This is a genomic window from Sphingopyxis sp. SCN 67-31 (genome assembly GCF_001725095.1).
In genome coordinates, this window is the sequence record NZ_MEFH01000050.1 from 1 (window position 1) to 22052 (window position 22052).

The window sequence follows — 22052 nt, forward strand, 5'->3', positions numbered from 1 at the left end:
GGACAGAATTACCCCGAGCATGCTGCCGTCAGATCGACGGAAAACGGCGCTTCGCTACAGTGTGCTCGGCATAATTACGCGGTCGGCATAATGGCTGTTATGCCGAGCTCGGCATAACAGCCATGCCTTCAATTGCTGGCCGGTCGGGCAATAGGCGTCGTCATCGTCGTAGAGCGCCAGCCATGCCTTCTGCTGCTGCTTGCTCGCCAGCGTCAGATGCCGGACGGTCGCCGCGTTGATCTTCTCCTTGCGGTAAAGATCGCGGATGCGCGGAAGCAGGTTGCCGAGCGCTAGGATACGCTTCACGCCAAGCTCGGGAATGCCGAACGTCGCGGAGATATCCGCAATGTCGCGGCCCTCCTTGACCAGCCGTGCGAAGGTTTCCCATCGCGTCACCTCGTCGGGATCGAGCCGGGTGTTCTCGAGAAGCGATGCCTCGATGGCGTCGGCGTCGTCCCCGGCGTCGAGGATGGCGACGGGAAGCGGGCCGTGGTCGATGCCCTCGACAAGCGCGATGGCGTTCGCCGTCCAGCGCCGCCGCCCGGCGACGATTTCGTGGACGCCATTATCGTTGCCCGCCTGCGGGCGCACGATCAGCGGCACGATGACACCGCGCTTGCGGATCGAGGGCAGAATGTCGCCCACGTCCGGGGGCTTGGGTCCGTGCCGCATGTTCACCTTGGACGGAACCAGCTTGCTATGGTCGATAAAGTCGAGTTTCATTGGTCTGCTCCTTCTGGAGCGCCGGTCCCGTTTGTCTTGCTGGATGGGCGGGACCGGCACTCAATGCGGCGAAACGCGCCGCGCGTCATCCGGCCCCTCGATCATCAAGAGGCGGCGGAAGCTCGTTGCCGTTCCGGCTATCGGTGATGCGGCGAAGTTCGGCTTCGGCCAGAACGATTGCACCCATGCGCCGCGCGGTATCGGACCATAGCGAAAGCGGGGCCAGCGGCTCGAAATGCTCGTCGCGCTCGATGAACAGGCCGAAGGGCAAGCGGACGCCCGCAATCTCGGTAAGCGAGAACACGCCCATTTCCGGGCATCCGAACCCCAAGTCGGCGAGGCCGAACAGCGTGTCTCCATCGTCGTAAAGCTCGGTGGCGATCCACGTCGCCGCGCCGACCGGATTGAAGAATTTGACCACCGGGAACGGGTCGAACCGTTCGTCGCGCTGCTCGTGGAGGCGGCTGGCGCGCGCATTCGCGCGCAGCGCCGAAAGGATCGCATGGGGGAGCGTAATCATGCCGCTTCCCTCCCTTCGTCCTGCGTCTCGGCGTAGCGGGCAAGCAGCCAATCGGCGGCCTTGCTCGCCTGACTGGCCGCGCGAAAGATCGCGCGATTGTCCTCGCGCAGCACGTCGAGCCATGATGCCAGATAATCGGCGTGACGAACGGTCGGCACGATGCCGAGCGCGGCGCAAAGGAAGGCCGATCCCATCTCGGCGATCAATTCTTCGCGCGCATAGTCCTTGCTGCCGAACGCATTGCGCAGATTGCGATTGAGGCGCGACGGGTGGCCGCTGGCATGACAGAGTTCGTGCAGCGCCGTCCGGTAGAAATTGATCTGTTCGTGGAAGGCCGGTTGCGGGGGCACCTGCACATAGTCGGCGCTCGGGACATAGTAGGCCTTGTCCCCACCGATGCGGAAATCGACGCCCGATGCCGCAATGACCGCTTCGGCGATCGGCACGACTTGGCGTTCGGGAAGCGGTGCGGGGTCGGTGGCAAGGCCGGGGCGCAAGCCTTCGCACTATGCGACGTTGAACACGGTGAAGCGTTTGAGGAACGGCACCGCGCGGGCTTCGCCGCCGGTCTGGCGCGCGCGTTCCTTCTCGGCTTCGGGGGTGAAGCGGTCGGCATAGACAACCCTTGTCCCGCGCTCGCCTTTCCTGACATTGCCGCCCGCCTCCAAGGCTTGGCGGAAGGTCAGCCACGATTGCGACGGATAGCCGTTCTCGATCACTGCTCCCCACAGGATCAGGACATTGACGCCGCTGTAATTGCGGCTGGTGAGCCCGTTGCGCGGGAGGCCGGGGGCGGCGGAGAAGCCTTGACCATTGGGGCGGCCCCAAGGCTGGACCCAAGGGAAGCGGCCCGCCTCAAGTTCGGAAACAATGCGGCCCGTCACCTCGTCGTAAAGATTGGCGCGCTCCGCCGGGGGCTGGCGTTTGCTGCCCCCTGCGCGCGCGCGTTGGCTGCCGGTCTGGTGCATGGCTATCCTCCAATGCCGCCCCAAAAACCCCAGGGCCTCCCCCGGAGCGGGGGTGGGCGGCGAATTGCGACCTGCCGGGCGCGGCCAGGAGGCGGTCCGCACCCGCAGGGCCGAAATGCAATGGAGGAGCCGGACCCGAGCGCAGTCGAAGGCCGGCTTGCGGGACGCCGGGCCGGGCCCAGAAGGGAGCGCCGCCCACCCGCGCGACGAGGGGAAGGCCCAACGAAAAATGCCGCCGCGCCGGTCAGGCGCGGCGACGACAGGCCGGAGCAAGGCTCCGGCATCCCGCCAGTCCGATCGTCACCTTTGGCCGGGACGCGCGAAGCGTGGCCCGGTGGAGCTTGGCGAACGGATGTGAGCCTAGCGGAATAGAGCGGCGGTCGCGCCGCAGGCGCGAGGCGCCTGAAAACCCGGATGCGTCAGGTCAGACCCTGCCGTCTTGAAGCACTCTCGTCGTGGTCGCCATGCGCGCGGTGACACGAGGAGCGAGCACTCGGCCCACTGGCCCCAACAGATCAACCGTGCAGCGGGGATCCGTTCGAACCGGTGCAAGCGGTCATCGCGGGCAACAGGCTCATCATGGCGGCACCGGCGATGATGATCGCGCCGACCGCCGCGGCGATGCCGGTCGCGGTCGGCCCCGCACCGCCGAGCTGCATCAGGCTGGAGACGACACTGCCGCCGGCGATCCCGGCGGGCACGGCGAAGAGAAGCGCGATCGCTCCGCGAAGCGGAACGGGCAACCGCGACGCGATGAGCATGCGTCCGATCAGCAAGACCGCGACGCCGACGACGAGGCCGAGAAGCAGACCGAGCAACGGCCCCAGTTCGCCACCCCCCGCCCACAGAAATGCGGCCGCACCGAGCCCGACCGGGAGTGCGAAGACGGCGAGCCGGAACATCGCCCAGGCGAAGAGGACGATGCCGGTGGCGGACAGGATCAGACCGAGCAACATCACGACCAACTCCATAGGCTCGGAACATAGCAGAAACACGATTCGGCATGAAGCCCCGATCGGCTCGCACTATGGGCGGTCTGGCGCGTTCTTCTCGGGCGACGTCGATCGCAGCGCGACGAACAGCGTGGCCGCACCGGCTTCGCTCCGGCCGGCAGGGGGCCGGTCGCCGATCGCGAAGAAGATGGCATTGACGGTACGCGGCGTTGCACTGGCGGCCGTGACAGCCGACCGGGAATTGACGGGCACTCCGGCGACGCTCGCGAGATAGGCGCGGGTCTCACCGGGCAGCGCGCGGCCGGTCCGCACGTGCTCGGCATAGCGTGCCGGTCCCGCGTTATAGGCTGCGAACAGTCCGGGATAACCGAAGCGGTCATACATCAGACGAAGATAGAGCGTCCCCGCCAATATGTTGTCGCGCGGGCTATGGGGATCACGTCCGAGCCCGAGCCGCGCGCGCATTTCGGACCAGGTGCCGGGCATGAGCTGCATCAGTCCCATCGCGCCGGCGTGGCTGGTAATCGGGCGCCCGTCCAGCACCGTGCGCCCGCCGCTCTCGGCGCGCATGACGCGCTCGATCCATTCTACCGGCACGCCGAAACGCGCCGAGGCTGCCTCGATATAGGGCCGCCAGTGAACGACCGACTGCGCGTCAGCCGGTGCCGCCGCCAGCAGCGCCAGGGCGGTGATGGCGACCCTCAGCCCAGCCACAGCAGTCGCACCTCGCCGATGACGTCGCCGCGCGATGTCGGTCCGAAATAACGCCCATCGAACGAATCCGGGCTGTCCATCAGCAGGAACAATGCGCCCGAACGCAACATCACGCAGCCATTCCACCACGGCATCGGACGGTCGCGGCCATCGGCTTCGCGGCGTTCGGCCACCGGGTGGCCGTTGACATAGATCTCCCGCCCGCGCGCACAGACGCGATCGCCGGGCGCGGCCGCGACGCGCTTGACCAGCGGGATATTGATCGGAATGTAGCGCCGCTCGGCGGCGAGCCGGCGCCAGCGGTCGGGCACCCGGACCAGCACCATGTCGCCCGATGCGATGTCCTGCCGTCCGCTGACGGCATAGAGACCGATCGGCGCGCTGGCCGATGCGTTCCAGACCAGCCACGGCGTTGGCGGCAGCGCGATCGTGGTCGCCAGCGCGGCCGCGCCGAGACCGATCAGCGCGGTGGGTTTAGCCGGCAGACGGGAGGGTAGCAGCCTAGCCATTGCCTCCCTCCCGCATGTTCGCGCGCGACCAGGCCTCGATATCGTCGATATGGTAGCGCCAGACGGTGCCATGCTTTCGGCACGGCGGGCCGCGCCGCTCCCGGCGCATCTTCTTGAGCGTGTCCCCCGCGAGACCGAGATGGAACGCGGCCTGCTTGGTTGTCAGAAACGGGCAATGCTCGCGTGCCCGCCGAGCGCGCTCCGCGGCCGACGACGCCGTGGCTCCACCGTCCACAGCGGATGAATCCGCCTCGATCCGTGTTCGCGCGCCGCCGCCTGCTTCGGGGTTTGGATCGTGTGTCATGAGTGCAGCGCCCGGTCCGACGAACCCGCGTTACCCGCCGATCAGGCCCGCACGCGCGGCTTCCTGTTCGGCGACATAGGCATCCAGCATGTCGGCCTGGCCGGGGAGCAGCGCGTCGATCGCAGGGAGGCCGTCGATATCGTCCCGGTGAAGCAGCACGGACGGGCACTGGCCTTCGACATTGCCGAGATTGGGGCGATGCTGGGCATAGCCGATGAGCGCGGCCAGATCGGGATCGAACGCTCGAGCGATGGCGGGCGGATAGACGAGATACTGATTCTCGAACGTCCGCAGCCATCCGAGGCAATAGGAGGTGATGACCGCGCGGCGCACATGATCGGACTGGTTAGCGCCGGCACCATGCAGGATCGATCCGAGGAACAGCAGCGCGGAGCCGGGTGGCATTTCGGCGGCGACCGGACGTGCATCGCCCGGTTGCGATGCCGCATCGTGATGGCTGCCCGGCCAGACCAGCGTCGCGCCACTCTCCAGCGTGAACGGATCGATCGGCCAGATGACGTTGATCTGATAGTGCATCCCGGTCTTGACGCCGCCCCAGAGATCCTGGTCGCGGTGCGGCACCTGCGCGAGCGCGCCGGGATGGATTTCGATCGCCTGGGTGAGGTTGAGAACGATACGATCGCACCATTCCCCGAGCACCGTTTCGGCGATACCGCGGATGATCGGGTGCAGCACAAGGCCGGCGATATGCCGTGAACGCCGCAACAACGCGCCAAAGCGCTTGGTGCGGGCTCCGTAGAATCCGCCTTCGCAAAAGGGCGTGGCGACGAAGCGCGGTGCGAGTTCGGCTTCGAGCGCGGTGATTAGCTCGGTCGGCACGGCGTTATCGACAATGACATAACCGTCGGCGAGCAGCATCGCGGCGAGGCGGGCGGGGTCGTGCATCGCCATTCCCTTCACGCGGCTCTTGCCGCCGCATCGGGAGTGATCGCACCCGGTACATAGATGCCGTTCGACGCCAGCAGCGCAGGCGTACCGGCGCAGATCTCGATGCGGAACGCTCCAAGGAACGCGCCATCGATGCGGCGCGCGGGGCCGAGCGGCGCTGCGCGCCAGCCCATCGCCAAAACCTCCTCGCGAAAAGCAGCGGTCACGACGCCGGTTAGCATGGTGATTCCGCTGCCGAGCGCATGATCGACCATCGCCGAGATGAGCCGGTTGCGGACACGCAGGCGTCCGGGGGCGCCCAATCGTTGCGGCAGGCAAAGTCGCGTAATCTCGCGAACCTGCTCCCCCCGGGGCGCATCGCACTCGCAGAGCGACGCGAAACGATCGGCGAGAAGATGTGCGCCCTCTGTCGATAGCAGCCGCATCGACCCCTGGTGAATGCAGCCATCGTCGGTGGCGATCAGATAGACCGCCTTGTCGCCGTCATAGCTGTCGATTTCATAGCGGCCGCCGACGACCGGAACATCCCAGCCCAGCAGATCGACGAACAGGGTCTTGCGGTCCTCGAACATCGAGGCGGCGCGCGCATCGGTAAGCGAGCACCCTTTGACAATATGGATCATGGCAGTAGCTCCCGTTCAAATTGAACAGTCGCGAAGGGAGCAGAGATGAAGGGCTCAAACAGTCGTCAATATTGAGGATGCGGCGATCCCGCTCAGAACCGCGGGACGATCTCCTCGATGCAGACGATTCCGCAGGCGAGCGCGATCGCCGGGAGCTGCGCGCGGGAATAGATTCCGAAATGTTCGCGCAGGTCACGCATGTAGGTGCGCACTGTCGTCGGGGCGATGTTCATCATGATCCCGATCTCGACGTCGCTCTTGCCCATCGCCGCCAAGCGAAAGCATTCGAGCCGCTTTGGGCTGAGATGGGGTAATTTCAGCGGGCGCGCCGGAAAGCCGTGCAAGCGCCGCGCCTCGGTAAACGCCTCGCTCGCCATCAGCGTCGCGATCCGGCAGATATGCGATGGCGGCAATTGCCCGTCGCGCGTTGCGAACGTACAGCATCCGGGCGGCTCGCCGGCGACGCCAATCGGAACGGTGAGGCCGTTGCGCAGGCCATGACGCGCGGCTTCGCGCACGATGCGCGCCTGTCGCCGCGTGAAGCCGCCCAGCAGTCGCTCCATTTCGTGCCAGCAGAACGCCCGGCTTGTCGAGCGCGCCGCGAGCAAGGCGGGATCGTCGCGGTAATAGCCTTCGGCGACGAAAACGTCGCCCCAGCTCTGGAAATTGTCCATGCGGAAATATCGCCCACCGGGCTGAAAGAAGGCCATGCTCTGGACGATCGCGAGCCATGGGAGGCCGAGCTGGCGTGCGGCGGCCTCGCTGCAACTGAACAGCTCGCGATCACTGTTCGCGCGCCTGGCCTGCTTAATATAGGCATCGAGGTCGCGAAACGGCACCGAGGGGCACTCCTTTCGACGCGCGCGTTGCGGGCGCGTCTATCGGGCGCGTGGTTCCAGCCCACGCGCGTGCAGCCCCCGATGATTTACTTGGTCTTGCTCGGCCGCCCCGTCGGCTTGTGCGGATGGCGCCGGAGCGTCACCGCCGGGCGCGCCAGTATCGCGCCGATTTCCAGTTCGTCGTCCGAAACGATCGAGATCGATATCCGGCCGGACAAGAGATAGACGGCATTAACGCCGAGTGCCTTCGCGAGCCGCTCCATTGCTTTCAGCGTCGGGCTCGACCGGCCATTTTCGATCGCACTCAGATAAGAGCTGCTCGTGCCCGCATCATGGGCGAGCGCTTCTTGCGTGATGCGCATCGCAAGCCGCAATTTCCTGAGATTCAAACTGAAGGACTTCGACGCATCCATAAGGGCGTAAGTTCACGCCCTGCGACCATTACTCCACACTGGATACAGGTTGGAGTTATTATCTATATTATTACGTTTTTACAAATATTTAAATGAGATTCCCGAACAACGCGCACTCAACTCTGATGCGGATTCTCAGGCGCGCCAAAAGACCGCATTCGGACGGTCGAATCGGTCGATGACCGAAGCCCTCACGCCAGGACATTGGCCGTGGACGCCGCAGTGGAAATCCCATCGGCGTCGTCACATCCGGGGCGAGCATTGATTTCAAGCGCCGAGCGAATCACGATGCGAACAACGTCCCGTGGACACGTCCGCAATCGCCGTTCCGGCGTGGCGTACAGGAATCATCGGATAGTTTGACGTGCCTGTGTGTCGTTGTCTCCTTTGATTTGAATGCAGCGCAGCGAAGCGGAGCGTCGCATTGGTTCATAGTTATGAAATCACCGTTCGTGTCGGGCCGCTGGCCGCCCACCATGCCAACCGACTACTCGCAACAGTCGGTTCTGGCGGTAATCCCGCAGCGGTCCGGTTTGCTCCAGCCCCGCCGAATTGTACTCGGATCTTCATGATGCAGCGGGATCGGTCCGGGGATCGGTAGTGACGAGCCCGAAAAACGTGGCGCCGGCATTGCCTGGAGGATATTGTCGATCTCCCGATAGACGCCTCGCGCTGCCATATGAGGATGGCGCGCCGCTTCGTCCGGATCAAGCACGGGGGCAAAGCAGGCATCGCTGCCTTCCAGCAGTGTGCGCCATTCTTCCCGTGTCCGCATGGCGAATATCTCGCTAAAACGCTGCTTGAGCTCGGGCCAGGCATCACGATCATAGCCGTCGTCAAAACTGCTATCGCCGGCCAACCCCAGCTTTTTGCAAAGCAGCGCATAGAACTTGGGCTCGAGTGATCCGACTGAGATGAAATTCCCGTCGGCGCACCGATAGGTCGAGTACCAGTGAGGGCCGTCAAGGATGCTGCAGCCGCGTATGCTGGCAACCTGGCCGGCGGCCTTCAGGCTCAGGAGCAAGTTCATCATGTGAGCGCTCCCATCGACGATCGCGGCGTCAACCACTTGCCCATTCCCGGTATCCCGCGCGTGCATTGCCGCTGCGAGGACGCCGATGGCCAAATAGAGCGCTCCACCCCCAATATCGCCTACCAGGCTTGGCGGCGCCATTGGCGGTTCACCGGGATGCCCAGCATACCAAAGGGCTCCTGACAGCGCGATATAGTTGATGTCATGGCCGGCCGCTTGGGCGAGAGGTCCCTGCTGCCCCCAACCCGTCATGCGACCGAATACAAGGCGGGGGTTACGCGCTAGGCAAACCTCGGGACCAAGGCCGAGCCTCTCCATCACCCCAGGCCGCATGCCTTCGATCAGTACATCGCCCCTTTGGACGAGATCCAGGACATGCGCGACGCCTTCGGGGGACTTCAGATCCAAGGCAATTACACGTTTCCCGCGGTTCACAATGGCGCCGCTGCCAAGATCGATATTTTCGGAGTTAGGGCTTACGCGTTCAATGACGACGACATCGGCGCCAAGGTCGGCCAACAGCATTCCGCAAAACGGCGCCGGGCCGATGCCCGCAATTTCGAGTATTTTGAGGCCTGCAAGCGGACCAGTTTTCGTCATTCAGGCATACCTGCGTCTGAGACCTTGGCGCTTTGATCCAGGCCGTTTCGCCGCTCCAGATTTCGAGACGGGTTGCAGTCGTGCTGGGCGGCAGTGTCGAAAGTAAGATTGGCAAAATGACCTTGATTCGCCTAATTCATTCTCTGGAGCAATTATTCCTGTGGGGCATGTCCATGCTCGATTCTCGCCTCAAGCATGCCGTCGCGGTTGGTCAGCTTCGTTCCTTCTCCAGGGCAGCGGATGCGGTTGGTGTCACGCAGTCGGCGGTGACCAAGAGTGTCGCTGAACTCGAACGGCATCTTGGCTATTCCCTTTTCCATCGGACCTCACGGGGCGCGATGCCGACAGAGGAGGGACGCGAATTTATTGATCGCGCAGCGCGCTTGCTTGCCGACGCAGCTGAACTACTCGGAGATACAGCCCGCCGCGCCGACGCCTATGCGGGCCCGCTTCGAATCGGACTGTTCCCAGGGTCAATCGACTGGTTGCTCACCCAACCTCTGGTTTCTTTGCTGCGGCGCCATCCGGCAGTGCGCGTCGAAGTCGTTTCGGGCAACAGCGAAAGGGGCGTGCGACTCCTGTCGCGCGGCGATATCGATGTCGCCTTTGGACTTGAAGCGGCCTTTGCACGCTGGCCGGAATTCAAGTGCGAGCGGGTCGCCTCGATCGAAATACTGCCTTTTGTGCGGAACAATCATCCCATTCTGGGGATAAACCCGACCAGCAAGGAGCCGCTGGTCCAGTTCGAATTCGTAGTGCCCTCATCTTCCGAACCCTACACATCGATCATTCAGCAGATGTACGAAAAAAGCGGTAAGCGTCCCGCTGACTGGATCCACATGACAGACTATTTTCAATTGGTTCGACGGATCGTTGCCACATCCGATGCTATCGGGATGGTTGCAAAACAGTTCACCGAGAACTCATGGTTTCGCGCCAATTTCGTGGCCTTGGAGGGAATCGGTTTATTCGATCCATTGACGCTTTGTTATGCTGTGCGTAGCCGCTGGCAGGTAAAACCGGCTGGCCGTGCGCTCGTCAGCCTTGTTCGTCAGGCATGGCGCACCGCATCATCGGATTAACGGCAAGGGGGCGGGGTGCGATCGGAAATCCGCTGCATCCGTCGCGATCAGCTAGAGCATTTCGCGCAGAAGTGGGAACCGGCTTTCCGGCAGGAAATGCTCTAGCAAATTGATCTTGGGCATTTTCCGAGTTGGCGGGTGATTCCACTCGCCTCGAAAATGGCCTAGAAGCTAATCGCCACTTCTCCGCCGATGACGCGCCCCCTGTTTAGCGGTGAAAGGCTTGCACCCGTGCCCCCGAAGGCCGCCGGCAAAGGTGTATCGCCGCCAATCGTCACCTCATTCAGGAGGTTTCGGCCATAGATGGAGAAGCGCCAGTGCTTGTTGTCGGTCGCCAATGTGAGGCTCGCATCGAGCATATCGGCGCCCTGAAGGAAGCCGACGTTGTTGTCGGTGAATGCCGCCTTGTCGCGATGCGTGAAGCTGACACGCGCCGTTGCTGTCCCCAATTCGCCAAGCTGCTGATCATAAGTCAGCCCCACGCCATAGGTCCATGGCGACAGCCTTGGCAATTTGAGCGCACGATCCACATCGTTGATGACGCCATCACCGCTGAGGTCGAACTGGACGTTGCGATACTGGCCATTCACGTAGCCGAGCTGACCCGAAATCACGAGGTTGGACAAAAGAAAAAACTGCCCCTCGGCCTCGACGCCTTTGATTGTGGCGTCGGCGGTGTTCCGTATGACCTGGCTGACGCCAAGCGGTCCGGGCAGGTTGATCTCGCGCTGCAGGTCCTTCATGCGATTGTAGAAGGCCGCCAGGTTGATCCGGTGGCGCCCGAATTGCTTCTTGGCGCCGAGTTCGAAACTGTCCTGGGTCTCTTGATTGAATGGCCCCGGCGGCACAGCGGGATCGGTGTTGCGCAAATTATATCCGCCGCTGCGGAACCCGCGCGTGTAAAGGCCATAAATCTGCGTGTCGTCATCCGGCTTCCACTGAAGGCCGATTTTCGGCGTAAACCCTCGCCATTTTGCCGCGTCGGCGAAATTGGTTGCACAGATCAGCGTGTCTAGATTGCAACCATTTGCGCGTAAGGCCGAGACCCGAACGGCTTTGCGTTCCCAACTATACCGCGCGCCGAGATTCAAGGTCAGCGTATCGGTGAAATGCCAGTCGGTCGAAGCAAAAATGCCCCATGTTGTCTGGTCTTGCGTACCCCCACCGGAAACGATCCGAGCACCGCCCAAAAGATTCCGCAGCTCGGCGTAACGAAGATCCTGGGAAAAATAGTATAGACCGGTTGTCAATTCGACGTCACCGAACCTTCCGGCATAACGAAGTTCGTCGCTGAGTTGATCCTGGTCGATTTCGAAAAAGGCATGAAAGAAGGACTGTGGTGTTCCATCGATATCAGCGCCCGCGGAGGATCGGAATTTCCGATAGCCAGCGATGTTGGTGAAGACGCCTTCGCCCAGACCGACATCGATGTTGGTTTCCACGATCGCCTGGTCCCATTTGGCATCATAGAAACCTGGGAAATTGATCGAAAACCTGAAGCTGTCGCGGGAAACAGCGCGTGACTCTGGACAGGGGCTCCATCGCTTTCGACATCGCCATGCTCATAGCGGAGATCCATTCGGAAGCGGTCGCCACCCTTGAGCGAAAGTGCCGGGCGAATGATAAGGTCATGTGATTTACCGAAGCTGCGATTGTCGAAGCGGTTGCGAAACCAGCCATTGTCGTCGCTGTAGTAGACGGCCAATTTGGCAGCCAAAACGTCATCGACGATAGGTCCGGTAACCGTGCCGCTTACGGTCTTTTTCAGTCCCGTTTCAATGGATAGCTTGGCTTTGGCTCCAAAATCGAAGCTGGGCCGCGTGGTCCGCACAACCACGGCACCGCCGGTAACGTTGCGACCGAAAAGCAAGCCTTGCGGTCCACGCAGAACTTCGATCCCCTCAAGGTCGAAGTTGTCCAGCACGACACCAGCGTTGATGCCGAGGTAAATACCGTCAGTGAAAACGCCTACGGTGGGGTCGATCGATGGGATCGTGCTGTTGATGCCGAGGCCCCGGATAGTGAAATTGGCATAGCCCGGTGCCGTACCCACATCCTCGAGCTGGACGTTGGGAACGTCGTAGCTCAGACTTTGAAGATTCTGGACGAACTTGGCATCCAGCTGCGCTTCACCAAAAGCCGTGACCGCCATCGGTACTTTCTGCACGCTTTCGCCATAGCCCTTTTTGGTGGCGGTAACGACAATGTCCTCAGCCAGCGCTTCCGTGGCGCTCCCGGTTTGGTCGTTCGCCTGGGGCGTTGCTTCCTGGGCAAATGCTGTTCCCGAGCACAACAACGCGGCAGAAGCCAATAGACATCCTCTCATGGCTGATCCTCTCTTCCCAGGAGATATTGTGTAGTTCATGCCGTTTGGCGGCATTTGAGGGCCGTCGTCCAATTCAATTCGCTGCAGAACTATTCCTGCTGCTCATCGATATCTGGCGGCAGCACGACGCCATCGGCAGCCCGACGGCCGCTCAAAAATATCATGGTAATTCATCGGGTTGATTACGCTCTCAGCGCCCGTTCTACCGCCTCAAGGCTGTCATTCAGCCCGAGCGGGTGCTCGGCATCCGTGAAGTCGACAATTCTACCCCAGTGCCGGGCGACATCATCGAGCGTGAACGCCCTGTCCGCTCCGAAGGCGTGCCCAAGCGCGCGCTCCCACCTAAGCTTGGCGATATAGCCGGCTCCAACTTCAAAAAGCCCTTTGGTTTCGCTGCAATTCTCGTGCGCAAGCCAACCGACCAATGGACTGATCGCTTCCGCTCTGAGATTGGCGAGAAACTCTTGTGGAAAGGCAGTCGCGGTCATACGCGATGCGGCGATTGGGGCGATCGTATTAACCTGGATGTTTCTGGACCGCCCCTCCTCCGCCAGCGCGTTCGCAAGCCCCAATATTCCGAGCTTGGCTGCGGCATAGTTGGCCTGACCGAAGTTGCCGTAGATTGCGGCTGCAGACGTGGTCATGACGATGCGGCCATAGCCCTTGTCGCGCAGTATCGGCCATGCTGCCTGCGTCACTGCCCGCGTCCCATTCAGATGGACCCGCTGAAGCAGTGTCCAGTCTTCGTCGGTCATTTTGTGGAAGCTCACATCGCGCAGGATGCCGGCATTGTTGATGACGACGTCAACGGTTCCGAAGTTGTCAACCGCGGCTTGGATGATCAGCGCGCCCTCCTCGACCGACGCATAATTTGCCACCGCCTGACCGCCCGTGGCTCGAATTTCGTCGACCACATTGTCAGCGGCTGTGGAGCAGCTGCCGCTCCCTTTCTCGTCGCCACCCAGATCATTCACCACCACCTTGGCTCCGCGCCCGCCAAACATCAGCGCGTACTGGCGCCCAAGTCCGCCTCCGGCTCCGGTCACAACCACTACCCTGCCATCGAAACGAAGCTCTTCGTCCATCGCTTGTCTGCCTCTTTTACCTGAGCGACGCATCTGCGCATTTGATCCTGTGCGAGTCAGGCACGCGGCTCCATTTCCGTCGACGCTGTCGTTTTCGTCTGAGCCTTACCGAAAGGCTTGAATGCCGGTCAGGGCGCGCGAAACAACAAGCTTTTGAATCTCCGTCGTGCCATCGGGGATGGGGCAAATGATCGCCTCACGCACCAGCCGCTCAACGATGAATTCGCGGGTGACGCCGTTGCCGCCATGGATCTGAAGCGCATCGCGCGTCGCTTCGATCGCCATTTCGGTGGCGTACCACTTGGCCATCGAGCATTCCGTCTCTGCGCGCGTGCCCGCCTGGACGAGGGATATTGCCCGGTGCGTCAACAGACGGGCTGCGTCGATCTTGGTCGCCATGATGGCGATCTTGTCGGCGATCAGCTGATGGCCGGCGATCTTCTTGCCATGCTGCGCGCGATCGCGAGCGTACGCGATCGCCTCATCCATTGCTCGCCGTGCGATGCCGATACTCCACATCGCCATATGGCAGCGGGCAATCTCGAACACTTGCAACGTATTGCGCAATCCATCGCCGACCCGGCCGATCGTGTTTGCCACCGGTACGCGGCAATCGGACAGGAATATCTGTGCAGTCGATTGGCCGTTGAGCGCCATCTTCTGGATATCGCGCACCTCATACTCACTCTCGTCACGATCGACCAGGATGTGAGTGACTTCATTTTCGCCAGTCTTGCACGTACAGATGAAGATGTCCGAGTAGGCTCCGTTGGTGATCCAGGTCTTTTCGCCATTGATGACCCAGAAATCGCCGTCTCGTACGGCGCGTGTCTTGATGGCGGCGACGTCCGAGCCGACATCGGGCTCCGAGATGCCGAGCGAAACGAACTTCTCGGCCGCGACGAGGTCGGCAAGATAGCGTTGCTTGATCGTCTCCGGGGCGAAGCGGCGGATGAGTTCTGCGCCAACCGCGTTGATGAAGCCGGGTATGGCCACATCGAGCGAGGAATAGGCGATCTCCTCGAAAATGAGCAGATGAGTGAGCCATCCCATATCAAGCCCGCCCCATTGCTCCTGATGCGGTGCGGTAATATGGCCATAGCCGGTCAGTGCTTGAGTCCATTCCTTCATGAGCGGTTTGGGGATGAATCGCTCCCCATGCCGGCGGATTTCCGGCTCAAGCTTGTTGTCGAGAAAGCGGCGGACGGTTTCCACCGCCATGCGTTGTTCATCGGACAGCTCAAAGTTCATATCGTGACCCCGTGTTTCCCTAGGCGCGCTCTGACAACTACCGGCCCAGGATCGTGACGGCGACCACCGCCTCTTCCACCCCGATGACACCTCCGCCGTTCTGCGCGATCGCGAACCGGGCATTCGGAACCTGTCGATCTTCCGCCTCGCCGCGCAATTGCAGCGCAAGCTCGTAGATTTGGCCGAGCCCGGTGGCGCCGATCGGATGTCCCTTGCATTCAAGCCCGCCCGACGTGTTTACCGGAATACGCCCACCCAGCGCCGTCTCACCGCGCTCTGCCGCGAGTCCGCCCTCGCCAGGCGGCGTCAGGCCGAGCGCCTCGATTTCAATGATCTCGCCAACCGCCGTGGCGTCATGCACCTCCGCGACGCCAATATCTTCTGGCCCCACGCCGGCCATCGCATAGGCCCGGTTCGCCGCAAGGCGGCTGACATGGTGGTCATAATCAAAGGGATCGCGCGCGGCGCCGGTTTGCAGCACAGACGCCAGGATTCTTAGCGCCCTGTCCGGGGCTGCCGACAGTTTGCGCCGACCGGCTTCGCTGCAGATGATCGCAGCGGCGGCGCCGTCGCTGATCGGAGAGCACATCGGCAGTGTGAACGGGTAAACGATCGGAGGCGCAGCGAGTACACTTTCGACGGTATATGGGAGGCGATACTGGGCAAGCAGATTGCGCGTCGAATGCATGTGATTTTTCGCCGAGACGGCCGCGATTTGCGCTTGCGTCGAGCCGTAGGTCTTCATGTGCGCGCGTGCCATCGCGGCGTATACATCCATGAAAACGCTGTAAGGCTGACTCGATGTCGTTCCTTCCGGAACATCGACGCCATTGCCCATGGCCAGCAGCTGCGCGCGGCCCGACTCGGTTTCATGCACGTCCCAAGCGCCATCGAATGCACTGAACATGAGCGCCTTGTCGGGCGAGTACATCTTCTCCGCGCCGAGCGCGAGTACGACATCCGCTGCCCCCGATCGAACATAGGCGGCGGCCATGTGCAAGGCCGTGGAAGCCGTCGCACATGCGTTTTCGACATTCACCACGGGAACGCTTGAGATGCCCATCGCTCGCGCCACGATTTCGCCGCGGATCATGTCCTGGCCCTCCATATGCCCCTGGACGCAATTGCCGAAGAAGATGGCTTCGACATCGCCGGCGGTGCATCCTGCGTCGGAAAAGGCCTGCGACGAAGCTTCGGCGCAGAGCATTTTCAGGCTCTTGTCGAACTGTTTTCCGAACGGGGTCATCCCAACCCCCATGACGAATATGTCGGTCATTCGTTGATCCATTCTTCCAATGTGTTCCGCATCCGATCAGGTCTCACCGGTCGGAAAAATCGGGCTTCCGCTTCTCCCGGAATGCCGCCAGTCCTTCGACAATGTCGTTGGACAAGGCGTAAGCAGCCATGGCTTCGAGTTCCTGACGCAGCCCGACTTCGAGCGAGCTATCCTGCGCAGCGCGGACTAGCTGCTTCATGTAGGCGAGCCCTGGCCGGCTCTTTTCTGCAAGAGATTCTACCAGCGCTTGCGCTGCCGCAATGAGATCCTCGGGAGCAACCAGTTGGGTCACGAGTCCGGCTTCCTTCATCTCGGCAGCCGAGATGGTCCCGCCGGTCATCATCAGATGTTTCGCACGCGCTTCGCCGATCTTCCTAGGGAGTCGAACCGACCCTCCACCGCCGGGCAACAGGCCGTAATTTGCATGGGCGTCGCCAAATCTGGCCGGGTGCGCGGCAATGACGAGATCACAGCACAACACCAGTTCCAAGCCGCCGGCGAGCGTAAGGCCGTTGACCGCCGCAATTATCGGAAGGCGCGACGTCTCGATCCTGTTAAAAGCCTGACCGAGCCGCGGCAGAAACAGATTTAAGCGTTCGGCGAGAGTTTGTCCGCCTGTTCCATCGCCAATTGCGAGCAGATCCGCGCCAGCGCAAAACGCCCGTCCGGCGCCGGTAAGAATGCAAGCGCGCACCGTCGCATCTGCTTCCGCTGCCTCGATCGCTGCGGCTAGTTCCTCGGCCAAAGCCAACGACAGACTGTTCAACGCTGCCGGCCGGTTGAGGGTCACCCAAAGCGCTGGGCCGCGTTGCTCAACCAGGATGTATTCATAATCCATTGCAGTCTCCCGCGCGCCGGCAGGCGGTCACCGGAATAGAGGATGTGGCTAGGATGGCTGCGTCGGTCATGCCCCCGAAATGCGCCGGTCCTGGCCCGCCCAATAGGGCTCTCGAAGCTTTGAACGAAGCACCTTTCCGACATTGCTCAACGGCAGTGGCTCGGCGGTAAAAACGACCTTGCTTGGCTTTTTTGCGGAGCCCAGACGCTGGCGCACCAAATCTATTATCTCGGTCTCCGTGATTTGTGCTCCGGGCTTGACACGCACCATTGCAAGCGGCGTTTCACCCCATTTTTCATGGGGCACGCCAAAGACCGCGACCTCGAGTACACCGGGATGGTCGGCAATTACGTTTTCGATTTCGGTGGGATAGATATTGAAGCCGCCTGACACGATCATGTCGTTGTTGCGATCGAGCAGATACAAAAATCCGTTTGTGTCGATCATGCCGACATCGCCGGTTTTGACCCAGCCATCTTCCATGCGCCGGGCGGTTTCCTCCGGATCGTTCCAGAATTCCTCCATCTGGCCATTTTCGAACCGTGCGACGATCTCGCCGGGCTCGTTTGGTCCCAGCACCTTTCCGTCCTCGTTACGGATTTCGATATCGGCGCCGCTCATGGGACGTCCGACCGCCCGAATTGGGGCAGAACCTTCAAATTCGCCGAACCACTCGTTGGGCCCCATAGACGCGATGGGCAGGATTTCGGTCTGTCCATAGCCCGAATGAAGAACATGATTCCCGAATATCTGGCACGACTTGCGAAGCGTCGGCTCGGAGATCGGCGCTGAAGCACTCAGCAGAAACTTCAAATTCGGAAAGTGGCGGCCATATGCCCCGTCGTGATGCACTATGGCATTGAGCATGGTGGGGGCTACAAAGGCATGGCTGATCCGTTCCTGCTCGAGAGTGTCAAGAAAGGACGCTGGATCGAAGCCGTCCATCATCACGTTGCGGGCGCCGCAATACCAGGCCGGCACGAACAGGAAGCCCGATGCATGGGACAACGGGCCGACATGCAGAATGGCATCCCCTGGAGCCACTTGGGGGCCGATGCTGAAAAATGCGGCGGAGATCGTCATCCATGAACGGTGCCGATAGGCAACGCCCTTGGGTTTGCCCGTCGTGCCGCCGGTGTGGCGGATGACACAATAGTCCTCCGGCGCGACGACGGGATCGGGATCCCGGTCCGAGGCTGTCGCCAACCAATTCTCATAGTTGTGATCGCGGATAATGATCCGCTCAAGCGTCGGAGCTTGGGCATCCAGCCCCGCCAACTCCGAAGCCAATGCCTCATCGACCAGCGCCAACCGAGATCCGGTACTCGCGATCATATGGGCGTGCGCTTCACATCGGTTGCGCGCATAGAGAGGAACACGCGTATAGTTTCCAATGGCAGCCGCCAGTATGATGTCGGCGGCCTCGATGGAGTTCTTCTCCAGCGTAGCAATCCGGTCACCCGGTTGAAGGCCGCACTCCGCAAGAGCATTTGCGAGCTTCACGCCGCGCAACCAGGCTTCCGAGAAAGTCAACCGCCTGTGGCCGTGAACGAGAGCCTCTTGCTGGGCGAAATAACGTGCGGCGCGACGTATTTGCGTACGGACGTCCATCAGCCGCGCTCCTCTAAGGCGCTCGCCCACAATGGCGCAGTCGACACATAATAAACTGACATGCGATAGGCCTCTCCGGACTTCTTTTCGTAAGCATCTGTGTCTGCAGCATTGATCCAATCGTCCAATTCAATATTCTGCGATGCTATTCTTGCTGCTCATATTATCGTGCCGGATCATGTCGGCGGCTTTCTCGCCGATCATGATGCAGGTTGCATTGGTGTTGCCGTTGACGATTGATGGCATGATCGAGGCATCGGCCACGCGGATATTTGCGAGGCCGTGAACGCGCAGGCGGTTGTCGACCACCGCCATCTCGTCGGTGCCCATCTTGCATGTTCCCACCGGATGATAAGCATGATTGGCTTCTGCCCGGATATAGGCGTCGATCTCTTCATCAGTTTCAAGGTAGCGGTCAGGATAGAGAGGCCGTTTCATCATCGCCTTCATGCGATCCGAATGCATGATCTCCTGCACGACACGGAAGGCATTGCGCAACGTCTTGAGGTCGTCGGGATGACTCAAGAGATTGAGGTCGATCTTGGGATCGGATTCGGGGTTTGAGTCATGTAAGGCAACCCAGCCGCGGCTCTTTGGGCGCCCAATATTGAGAATGATCGTATAGCCCCATTTCGTCATCAGCTTGTAGTCGCGCGCATGGTCGCGATAGGCGAGCGGCACGACATGGACCTGGCAATCCGCCCGGTTCTGCCCCGGCGCGGATCGCAAGAAACCGCCTGCAGCCGTGGGCGGCGATGCCAGCCAGCTTTTCCTTTGCGTGAGATACTGGAATAGGTCTCGCACGGTCTTGATCGCGCCAACGACATTGAGTGCGATCCCGAGCCGCTTCTTCGACTGGTAGCTCAGCATCAGGTCAGGATGGTCGTGAAGATTCTGGCCGACACCGGGAATATCATGAATCACTTCGATTCCATGCTTCTCCAACTCATCACGCGGTCCGATACCGGAAAGCATCAACAGTTGGGGCGAATTATAGGCGCCGCCGCTGACAATGACTTCCTTTTCGCACGGGATCGTCTTCAACTGCCCGTCCTGGGAATACTCGACTGCCACCGCGCGGTTGCCCTCAAACCTGATACGATGGACGCGGGCATGTACTTCGACGCGGAGGTTGCCGCGCCTGCCCATCACCGGATCAAGGTAACACGCCTTCACGCTGGCGCGCTTCCCGTCCTTCACGGTAAACTGATAGATGCCGACACCTTCCTGGCTGGCCCCATTGAAGTCCGGATTGGCTTGATGGTCCAGTCCAGTCGCCGCCTCGATGAAAGCATCATAGACATCGAATTCGCGCTTGCCGTTGGATACGTGAAGCGGTCCCGACGAGCCGTGAAACTCATCCTCACCGCGCTCATTATTCTCAGCCTTGCGGAAATAGGACAGGACATCGTTGTAACCCCAGCCGTCGTTGCCGAGTTCGGCCCAGTGGTCGAAATCCGACCGGTCGCCGCGGATATAGACCATCCCGTTCATACCGCTCGATCCACCCAGCATCTTCCCGCGCGGATTGTAGAGGCGGCGGTCGTTGAGCGCCTTTGAAGGGTCGGTGTTGAACCGCCAGTTGAGCGTATTGATCCGATAGTCTTGGATCAGCGCCGCAAAAGCGCCGGGCGTGGACACAAGCGGCGAGGTGCCTGGGCCGCCTGCCTCGAGCAGGCAAACGGTGACATCGGGGTCCTCGGACAACCGGCTGGCGATAACGCCGCCCGACGACCCACCTCCAATAATTACATAGTCAGCCATTTGCTTCCCTTGTCATTCGACCCATGCTGGCGACCCGGCGTCATGCAACATGCCAGCATCAACCGCCGCAGCCACGTCAGAGGATCTTTTCGAAGATGTTGAGTAGTCCTTCGGTCTTGCTCGAATAGGGTGGCAGAAGTTGACCAAGCAGGCTGAGTTTCGGCTGAGAGAACACCGGCTTGTAATGAGTGAAGCGCTCGAAACTGGCGACGCCGGTATAGGCACCGATGCCGCTCTGTCCGATGCCACCGAAAGGCAGCCGGCGCTGGAAGACGTGCATGACCGTGCCGTTGAGAGTCACGCCGCCAGCGTGCGTTTCGGAAATGATCTTGCGCCGTTCCTCACTTTCGTCGCCAAAATAATAGAGCGCCAGCGGGCGCTCATGCCGGTTTACGTAGCGAATGAGATCGTCTTCGGAGCGATATGGCATGATCGGCAGGATCGGTCCGAAAATCTCCTCCTGCATCATCGCCATGTCATCGGTAACGTCGAGAACCGCCAACGGCACGATCCGATGCCGTTCAGGAAGCGTTCCATCGCCGTTGTCCGAGAGGTTGAGCACCGTCGCGCCCTTGGCTTCGGCATCATCGAGCAAACCTTGGAGCCGCGCGAACTGTCGGTCATTGATGATACTGGTGAAATCGGGGTTGCTTGCCGCGTTGGGGTAGCATTTGGCAACCTGAGCGCGGAGTGCGGCGACGAAGCTTTCCATCTGATCGACATGGACGAAGGCATAGTCAGCGGCGATGCAGGTCTGGCCGGCGTTGAGCAGCTTGCCGAACACTAAGCTTTCACAGACTTGTGCAAGCGATGCACCCTTGCCCACGATGGCAGGGCATTTGCCGCCAAGTTCCAGAGTAACAGGTGTAAGGTTGGCAGCCGCCGCTTCATAGACTTTGCGGCCAACCGCGGGTGAACCGGTGAAGAGAATATGGTCGAAAGGTAGGGCCGTCATCGCCTGTGCCATGTCGGGCCCGCCCTGGACAATCGCGAATTCCTCTTCGGCGAAATACCGGCGCACAAGCCGCTCGCTGGCTTCGGCGGCGTTGGCGGAAACTTCGCTCGGCTTTGCGATCACGCGGTTGCCGGCCGCCAATGCACCGGCCGCGCCAACGAATATGGTGCCGAGCGGATAGTTCCACGTGCCGAGAACGCCCACCACACCTAGGGGCTGGGGGACCAGGCGCGATGAACCGGGAAGGCCGAAGATGTCAGTCTTCACCCGCCGCGGCCTCAGCCACGTCTTCAGATTGCGGCGCGCAAATTTAATTTCCGATATGCCAAGCATCAGGTCGAGCAGGATAGTCTCGTAGCGGGATCGAATGCCGAAATCGGCGGCAACGGCATCGACCAATTCGTCTCTGTGCTGCTCAAATATCCGGCCAAGGCGCCCGAGCAGGTCCATGCGTTCTTCGTAGCTGCGCGAAACCTGCTCACGCGTCCCTTCGCGTTGGGTCGCGAAAATTCGTTCCAGCTCAGTTCTGTTCCAAGACGCATCCACGTTAAATCGTCCGGAGGCGCGCCGGCCGCTCGGCGCTGCTCGCCTGGGCGGTGCTTTCAGCTGCGCCGATCTCAGTGATCGCAGCGCGCTCGATTCTGTACGCCGTGCCGATGAATGAGGGACCGTTGCCGGTGGAACGCATCATGGATACTCCTCGGTCTGAAAGTCAGGTCGAAAAATCGGGGGCAGCGGGCGGGAGAGGATGCCCGC

General features: G+C 61.2%; 22 protein-coding genes and 1 pseudogene. 1 reads left to right on the plus strand and 22 read right to left on the minus strand.

Going from position 1 to position 22052, the window contains the following annotated elements:
• Positions 1-54: 54 nt before the first annotated feature.
• From ABS88_RS06170 to ABS88_RS06225, 12 genes and pseudogenes are all read right to left on the minus strand, one after another.
• Positions 55-723, minus strand: a complete 669-nt coding sequence (locus ABS88_RS06170; RefSeq protein ID WP_502686140.1) for a ParB/RepB/Spo0J family partition protein — start codon at positions 721-723, stop codon at positions 55-57.
• Between the two features lie 85 nt (positions 724-808).
• The gene (locus tag ABS88_RS06175) at positions 809-1243 is read right to left on the minus strand and encodes a DUF2958 domain-containing protein (RefSeq protein ID WP_017499954.1); all 435 of its coding nucleotides are present in this window, start codon (positions 1241-1243) and stop codon (positions 809-811) included.
• A pseudogene (locus ABS88_RS06180) lies at positions 1240-2211 on the minus strand (ArdC family protein). The gene ABS88_RS06175 and the pseudogene ABS88_RS06180 overlap by 4 nt, the downstream one beginning before the upstream one ends.
• 515 nt (positions 2212-2726) lie before the next feature.
• Entirely contained in the window at positions 2727-3170 is a 444-nt protein-coding gene (locus ABS88_RS06185; protein WP_136175471.1) for a hypothetical protein, read from the minus strand.
• Between the two features lie 66 nt (positions 3171-3236).
• On the minus strand, positions 3237-3878 hold the full coding sequence (locus tag ABS88_RS06190; protein WP_017499957.1) for a lytic transglycosylase domain-containing protein: 642 nt from the start codon (positions 3876-3878) through the stop codon (positions 3237-3239).
• Positions 3866-4387 carry a S26 family signal peptidase gene (locus tag ABS88_RS06195; RefSeq protein WP_017499958.1) on the minus strand — a complete coding sequence of 174 codons (522 nt, stop codon included), beginning with the start codon at positions 4385-4387 and terminating at the stop codon, positions 3866-3868. The genes ABS88_RS06190 and ABS88_RS06195 overlap by 13 nt, the downstream gene beginning before the upstream one ends.
• Positions 4380-4691 (minus strand): helix-turn-helix domain-containing protein, encoded by a 312-nt coding sequence (locus tag ABS88_RS06200; RefSeq protein WP_081095412.1) that lies wholly within the window; start codon positions 4689-4691, stop codon positions 4380-4382. Before ABS88_RS06200 ends, ABS88_RS06195 begins: the two co-directional genes overlap by 8 nt.
• A 30-nt stretch (positions 4692-4721) precedes the next feature.
• Positions 4722-5603 carry a phytanoyl-CoA dioxygenase family protein gene (locus tag ABS88_RS06205; RefSeq protein ID WP_017499960.1) on the minus strand — a complete coding sequence of 294 codons (882 nt, stop codon included), beginning with the start codon at positions 5601-5603 and terminating at the stop codon, positions 4722-4724.
• Between the two features lie 5 nt (positions 5604-5608).
• Positions 5609-6223: an acyl-homoserine-lactone synthase gene (locus tag ABS88_RS06210; protein WP_017499961.1), complete on the minus strand. Its 615-nt coding sequence runs from the start codon at positions 6221-6223 to the stop codon at positions 5609-5611.
• A gap of 92 nt (positions 6224-6315) precedes the next feature.
• On the minus strand, positions 6316-7062 hold the full coding sequence (locus ABS88_RS06215) for a LuxR family transcriptional regulator (protein ID WP_017499962.1): 747 nt from the start codon (positions 7060-7062) through the stop codon (positions 6316-6318).
• A gap of 86 nt (positions 7063-7148) precedes the next feature.
• Positions 7149-7475: a helix-turn-helix domain-containing protein gene (locus tag ABS88_RS06220; protein ID WP_017499963.1), complete on the minus strand. Its 327-nt coding sequence runs from the start codon at positions 7473-7475 to the stop codon at positions 7149-7151.
• A 487-nt stretch (positions 7476-7962) separates the two neighbouring features.
• The gene (locus tag ABS88_RS06225; RefSeq protein ID WP_026108913.1) at positions 7963-9108 is read right to left on the minus strand and encodes a CaiB/BaiF CoA transferase family protein; all 1146 of its coding nucleotides are present in this window, start codon (positions 9106-9108) and stop codon (positions 7963-7965) included.
• Positions 9109-9188: 80 nt separating this feature from the next.
• On the opposite strand from ABS88_RS06225, the gene ABS88_RS06230 reads away from it, so the two are divergent.
• Entirely contained in the window at positions 9189-10190 is a 1002-nt protein-coding gene (locus tag ABS88_RS06230; protein WP_017499965.1) for a LysR family transcriptional regulator, read from the plus strand.
• 164 nt (positions 10191-10354) lie between these two features.
• Here the strand turns inward: ABS88_RS06230 and ABS88_RS06235 are convergent, their stop codons facing one another.
• The 10 genes from ABS88_RS06235 to ABS88_RS06280 all read right to left on the minus strand — a co-directional run bounded on the left by ABS88_RS06235 (position 10355) and on the right by ABS88_RS06280 (position 21987).
• The gene (locus ABS88_RS06235; RefSeq protein ID WP_231679523.1) at positions 10355-11542 is read right to left on the minus strand and encodes a TonB-dependent receptor; all 1188 of its coding nucleotides are present in this window, start codon (positions 11540-11542) and stop codon (positions 10355-10357) included.
• On the minus strand, positions 11437-12501 hold the full coding sequence (locus tag ABS88_RS06240; RefSeq protein ID WP_231679520.1) for a TonB-dependent receptor plug domain-containing protein: 1065 nt from the start codon (positions 12499-12501) through the stop codon (positions 11437-11439). The genes ABS88_RS06235 and ABS88_RS06240 overlap by 106 nt, the downstream gene beginning before the upstream one ends.
• Positions 12502-12698: 197 nt before the next feature.
• Positions 12699-13601 carry an SDR family oxidoreductase gene (locus ABS88_RS06245; RefSeq protein WP_011415065.1) on the minus strand — a complete coding sequence of 301 codons (903 nt, stop codon included), beginning with the start codon at positions 13599-13601 and terminating at the stop codon, positions 12699-12701.
• Positions 13602-13706: 105 nt separating this feature from the next.
• Positions 13707-14852: an acyl-CoA dehydrogenase family protein gene (locus ABS88_RS06250; protein ID WP_017499968.1), complete on the minus strand. Its 1146-nt coding sequence runs from the start codon at positions 14850-14852 to the stop codon at positions 13707-13709.
• 37 nt (positions 14853-14889) lie between these two features.
• Positions 14890-16128, minus strand: a complete 1239-nt coding sequence (locus ABS88_RS06255; protein ID WP_011415063.1) for a thiolase family protein — start codon at positions 16126-16128, stop codon at positions 14890-14892.
• Between the two features lie 43 nt (positions 16129-16171).
• Positions 16172-16966 carry an enoyl-CoA hydratase/isomerase family protein gene (locus ABS88_RS06260; protein ID WP_054525391.1) on the minus strand — a complete coding sequence of 265 codons (795 nt, stop codon included), beginning with the start codon at positions 16964-16966 and terminating at the stop codon, positions 16172-16174.
• A 66-nt stretch (positions 16967-17032) separates the two neighbouring features.
• Complete coding sequence (locus ABS88_RS06265) at positions 17033-18577, minus strand: class I adenylate-forming enzyme family protein (RefSeq protein WP_026108915.1); 1545 nt, start codon at positions 18575-18577, stop codon at positions 17033-17035.
• A 129-nt stretch (positions 18578-18706) separates the two neighbouring features.
• Positions 18707-20341: a GMC family oxidoreductase gene (locus tag ABS88_RS06270; RefSeq protein WP_286749428.1), complete on the minus strand. Its 1635-nt coding sequence runs from the start codon at positions 20339-20341 to the stop codon at positions 18707-18709.
• 76 nt (positions 20342-20417) lie between these two features.
• The gene (locus ABS88_RS06275) at positions 20418-21842 is read right to left on the minus strand and encodes an aldehyde dehydrogenase family protein (protein WP_067678632.1); all 1425 of its coding nucleotides are present in this window, start codon (positions 21840-21842) and stop codon (positions 20418-20420) included.
• 1 nt (position 21843) lies between these two features.
• Positions 21844-21987 carry a hypothetical protein gene (locus ABS88_RS06280; RefSeq protein ID WP_011415058.1) on the minus strand — a complete coding sequence of 48 codons (144 nt, stop codon included), beginning with the start codon at positions 21985-21987 and terminating at the stop codon, positions 21844-21846.
• Between the last annotated feature and the right edge of the window lie 65 nt (positions 21988-22052).

Coding starts and splice junctions, on each gene's coding strand:
- ABS88_RS06170 (WP_502686140.1), bottom strand. CDS start 723: ATGAAACTCGACTTTATCGACCATAGCAAGCTGGTTCCGTCCAAGGTG.
- ABS88_RS06175 (WP_017499954.1), bottom strand. CDS start 1,243: ATGATTACGCTCCCCCATGCGATCCTTTCGGCGCTGCGCGCGAATGCG.
- ABS88_RS06195 (WP_017499958.1), bottom strand. CDS start 4,387: ATGGCTAGGCTGCTACCCTCCCGTCTGCCGGCTAAACCCACCGCGCTG.
- ABS88_RS06200 (WP_081095412.1), bottom strand. CDS start 4,691: ATGACACACGATCCAAACCCCGAAGCAGGCGGCGGCGCGCGAACACGG.
- ABS88_RS06205 (WP_017499960.1), bottom strand. CDS start 5,603: ATGGCGATGCACGACCCCGCCCGCCTCGCCGCGATGCTGCTCGCCGAC.
- ABS88_RS06210 (WP_017499961.1), bottom strand. CDS start 6,223: ATGATCCATATTGTCAAAGGGTGCTCGCTTACCGATGCGCGCGCCGCC.
- ABS88_RS06220 (WP_017499963.1), bottom strand. CDS start 7,475: ATGGATGCGTCGAAGTCCTTCAGTTTGAATCTCAGGAAATTGCGGCTT.
- ABS88_RS06225 (WP_026108913.1), bottom strand. CDS start 9,108: ATGACGAAAACTGGTCCGCTTGCAGGCCTCAAAATACTCGAAATTGCG.
- ABS88_RS06245 (WP_011415065.1), bottom strand. CDS start 13,601: ATGGACGAAGAGCTTCGTTTCGATGGCAGGGTAGTGGTTGTGACCGGA.
- ABS88_RS06250 (WP_017499968.1), bottom strand. CDS start 14,852: ATGAACTTTGAGCTGTCCGATGAACAACGCATGGCGGTGGAAACCGTC.
- ABS88_RS06255 (WP_011415063.1), bottom strand. CDS start 16,128: ATGACCGACATATTCGTCATGGGGGTTGGGATGACCCCGTTCGGAAAA.
- ABS88_RS06260 (WP_054525391.1), bottom strand. CDS start 16,966: ATGGATTATGAATACATCCTGGTTGAGCAACGCGGCCCAGCGCTTTGG.
- ABS88_RS06265 (WP_026108915.1), bottom strand. CDS start 18,577: ATGGACGTCCGTACGCAAATACGTCGCGCCGCACGTTATTTCGCCCAG.
- ABS88_RS06270 (WP_286749428.1), bottom strand. CDS start 20,341: ATGGCTGACTATGTAATTATTGGAGGTGGGTCGTCGGGCGGCGTTATC.
- ABS88_RS06280 (WP_011415058.1), bottom strand. CDS start 21,987: ATGATGCGTTCCACCGGCAACGGTCCCTCATTCATCGGCACGGCGTAC.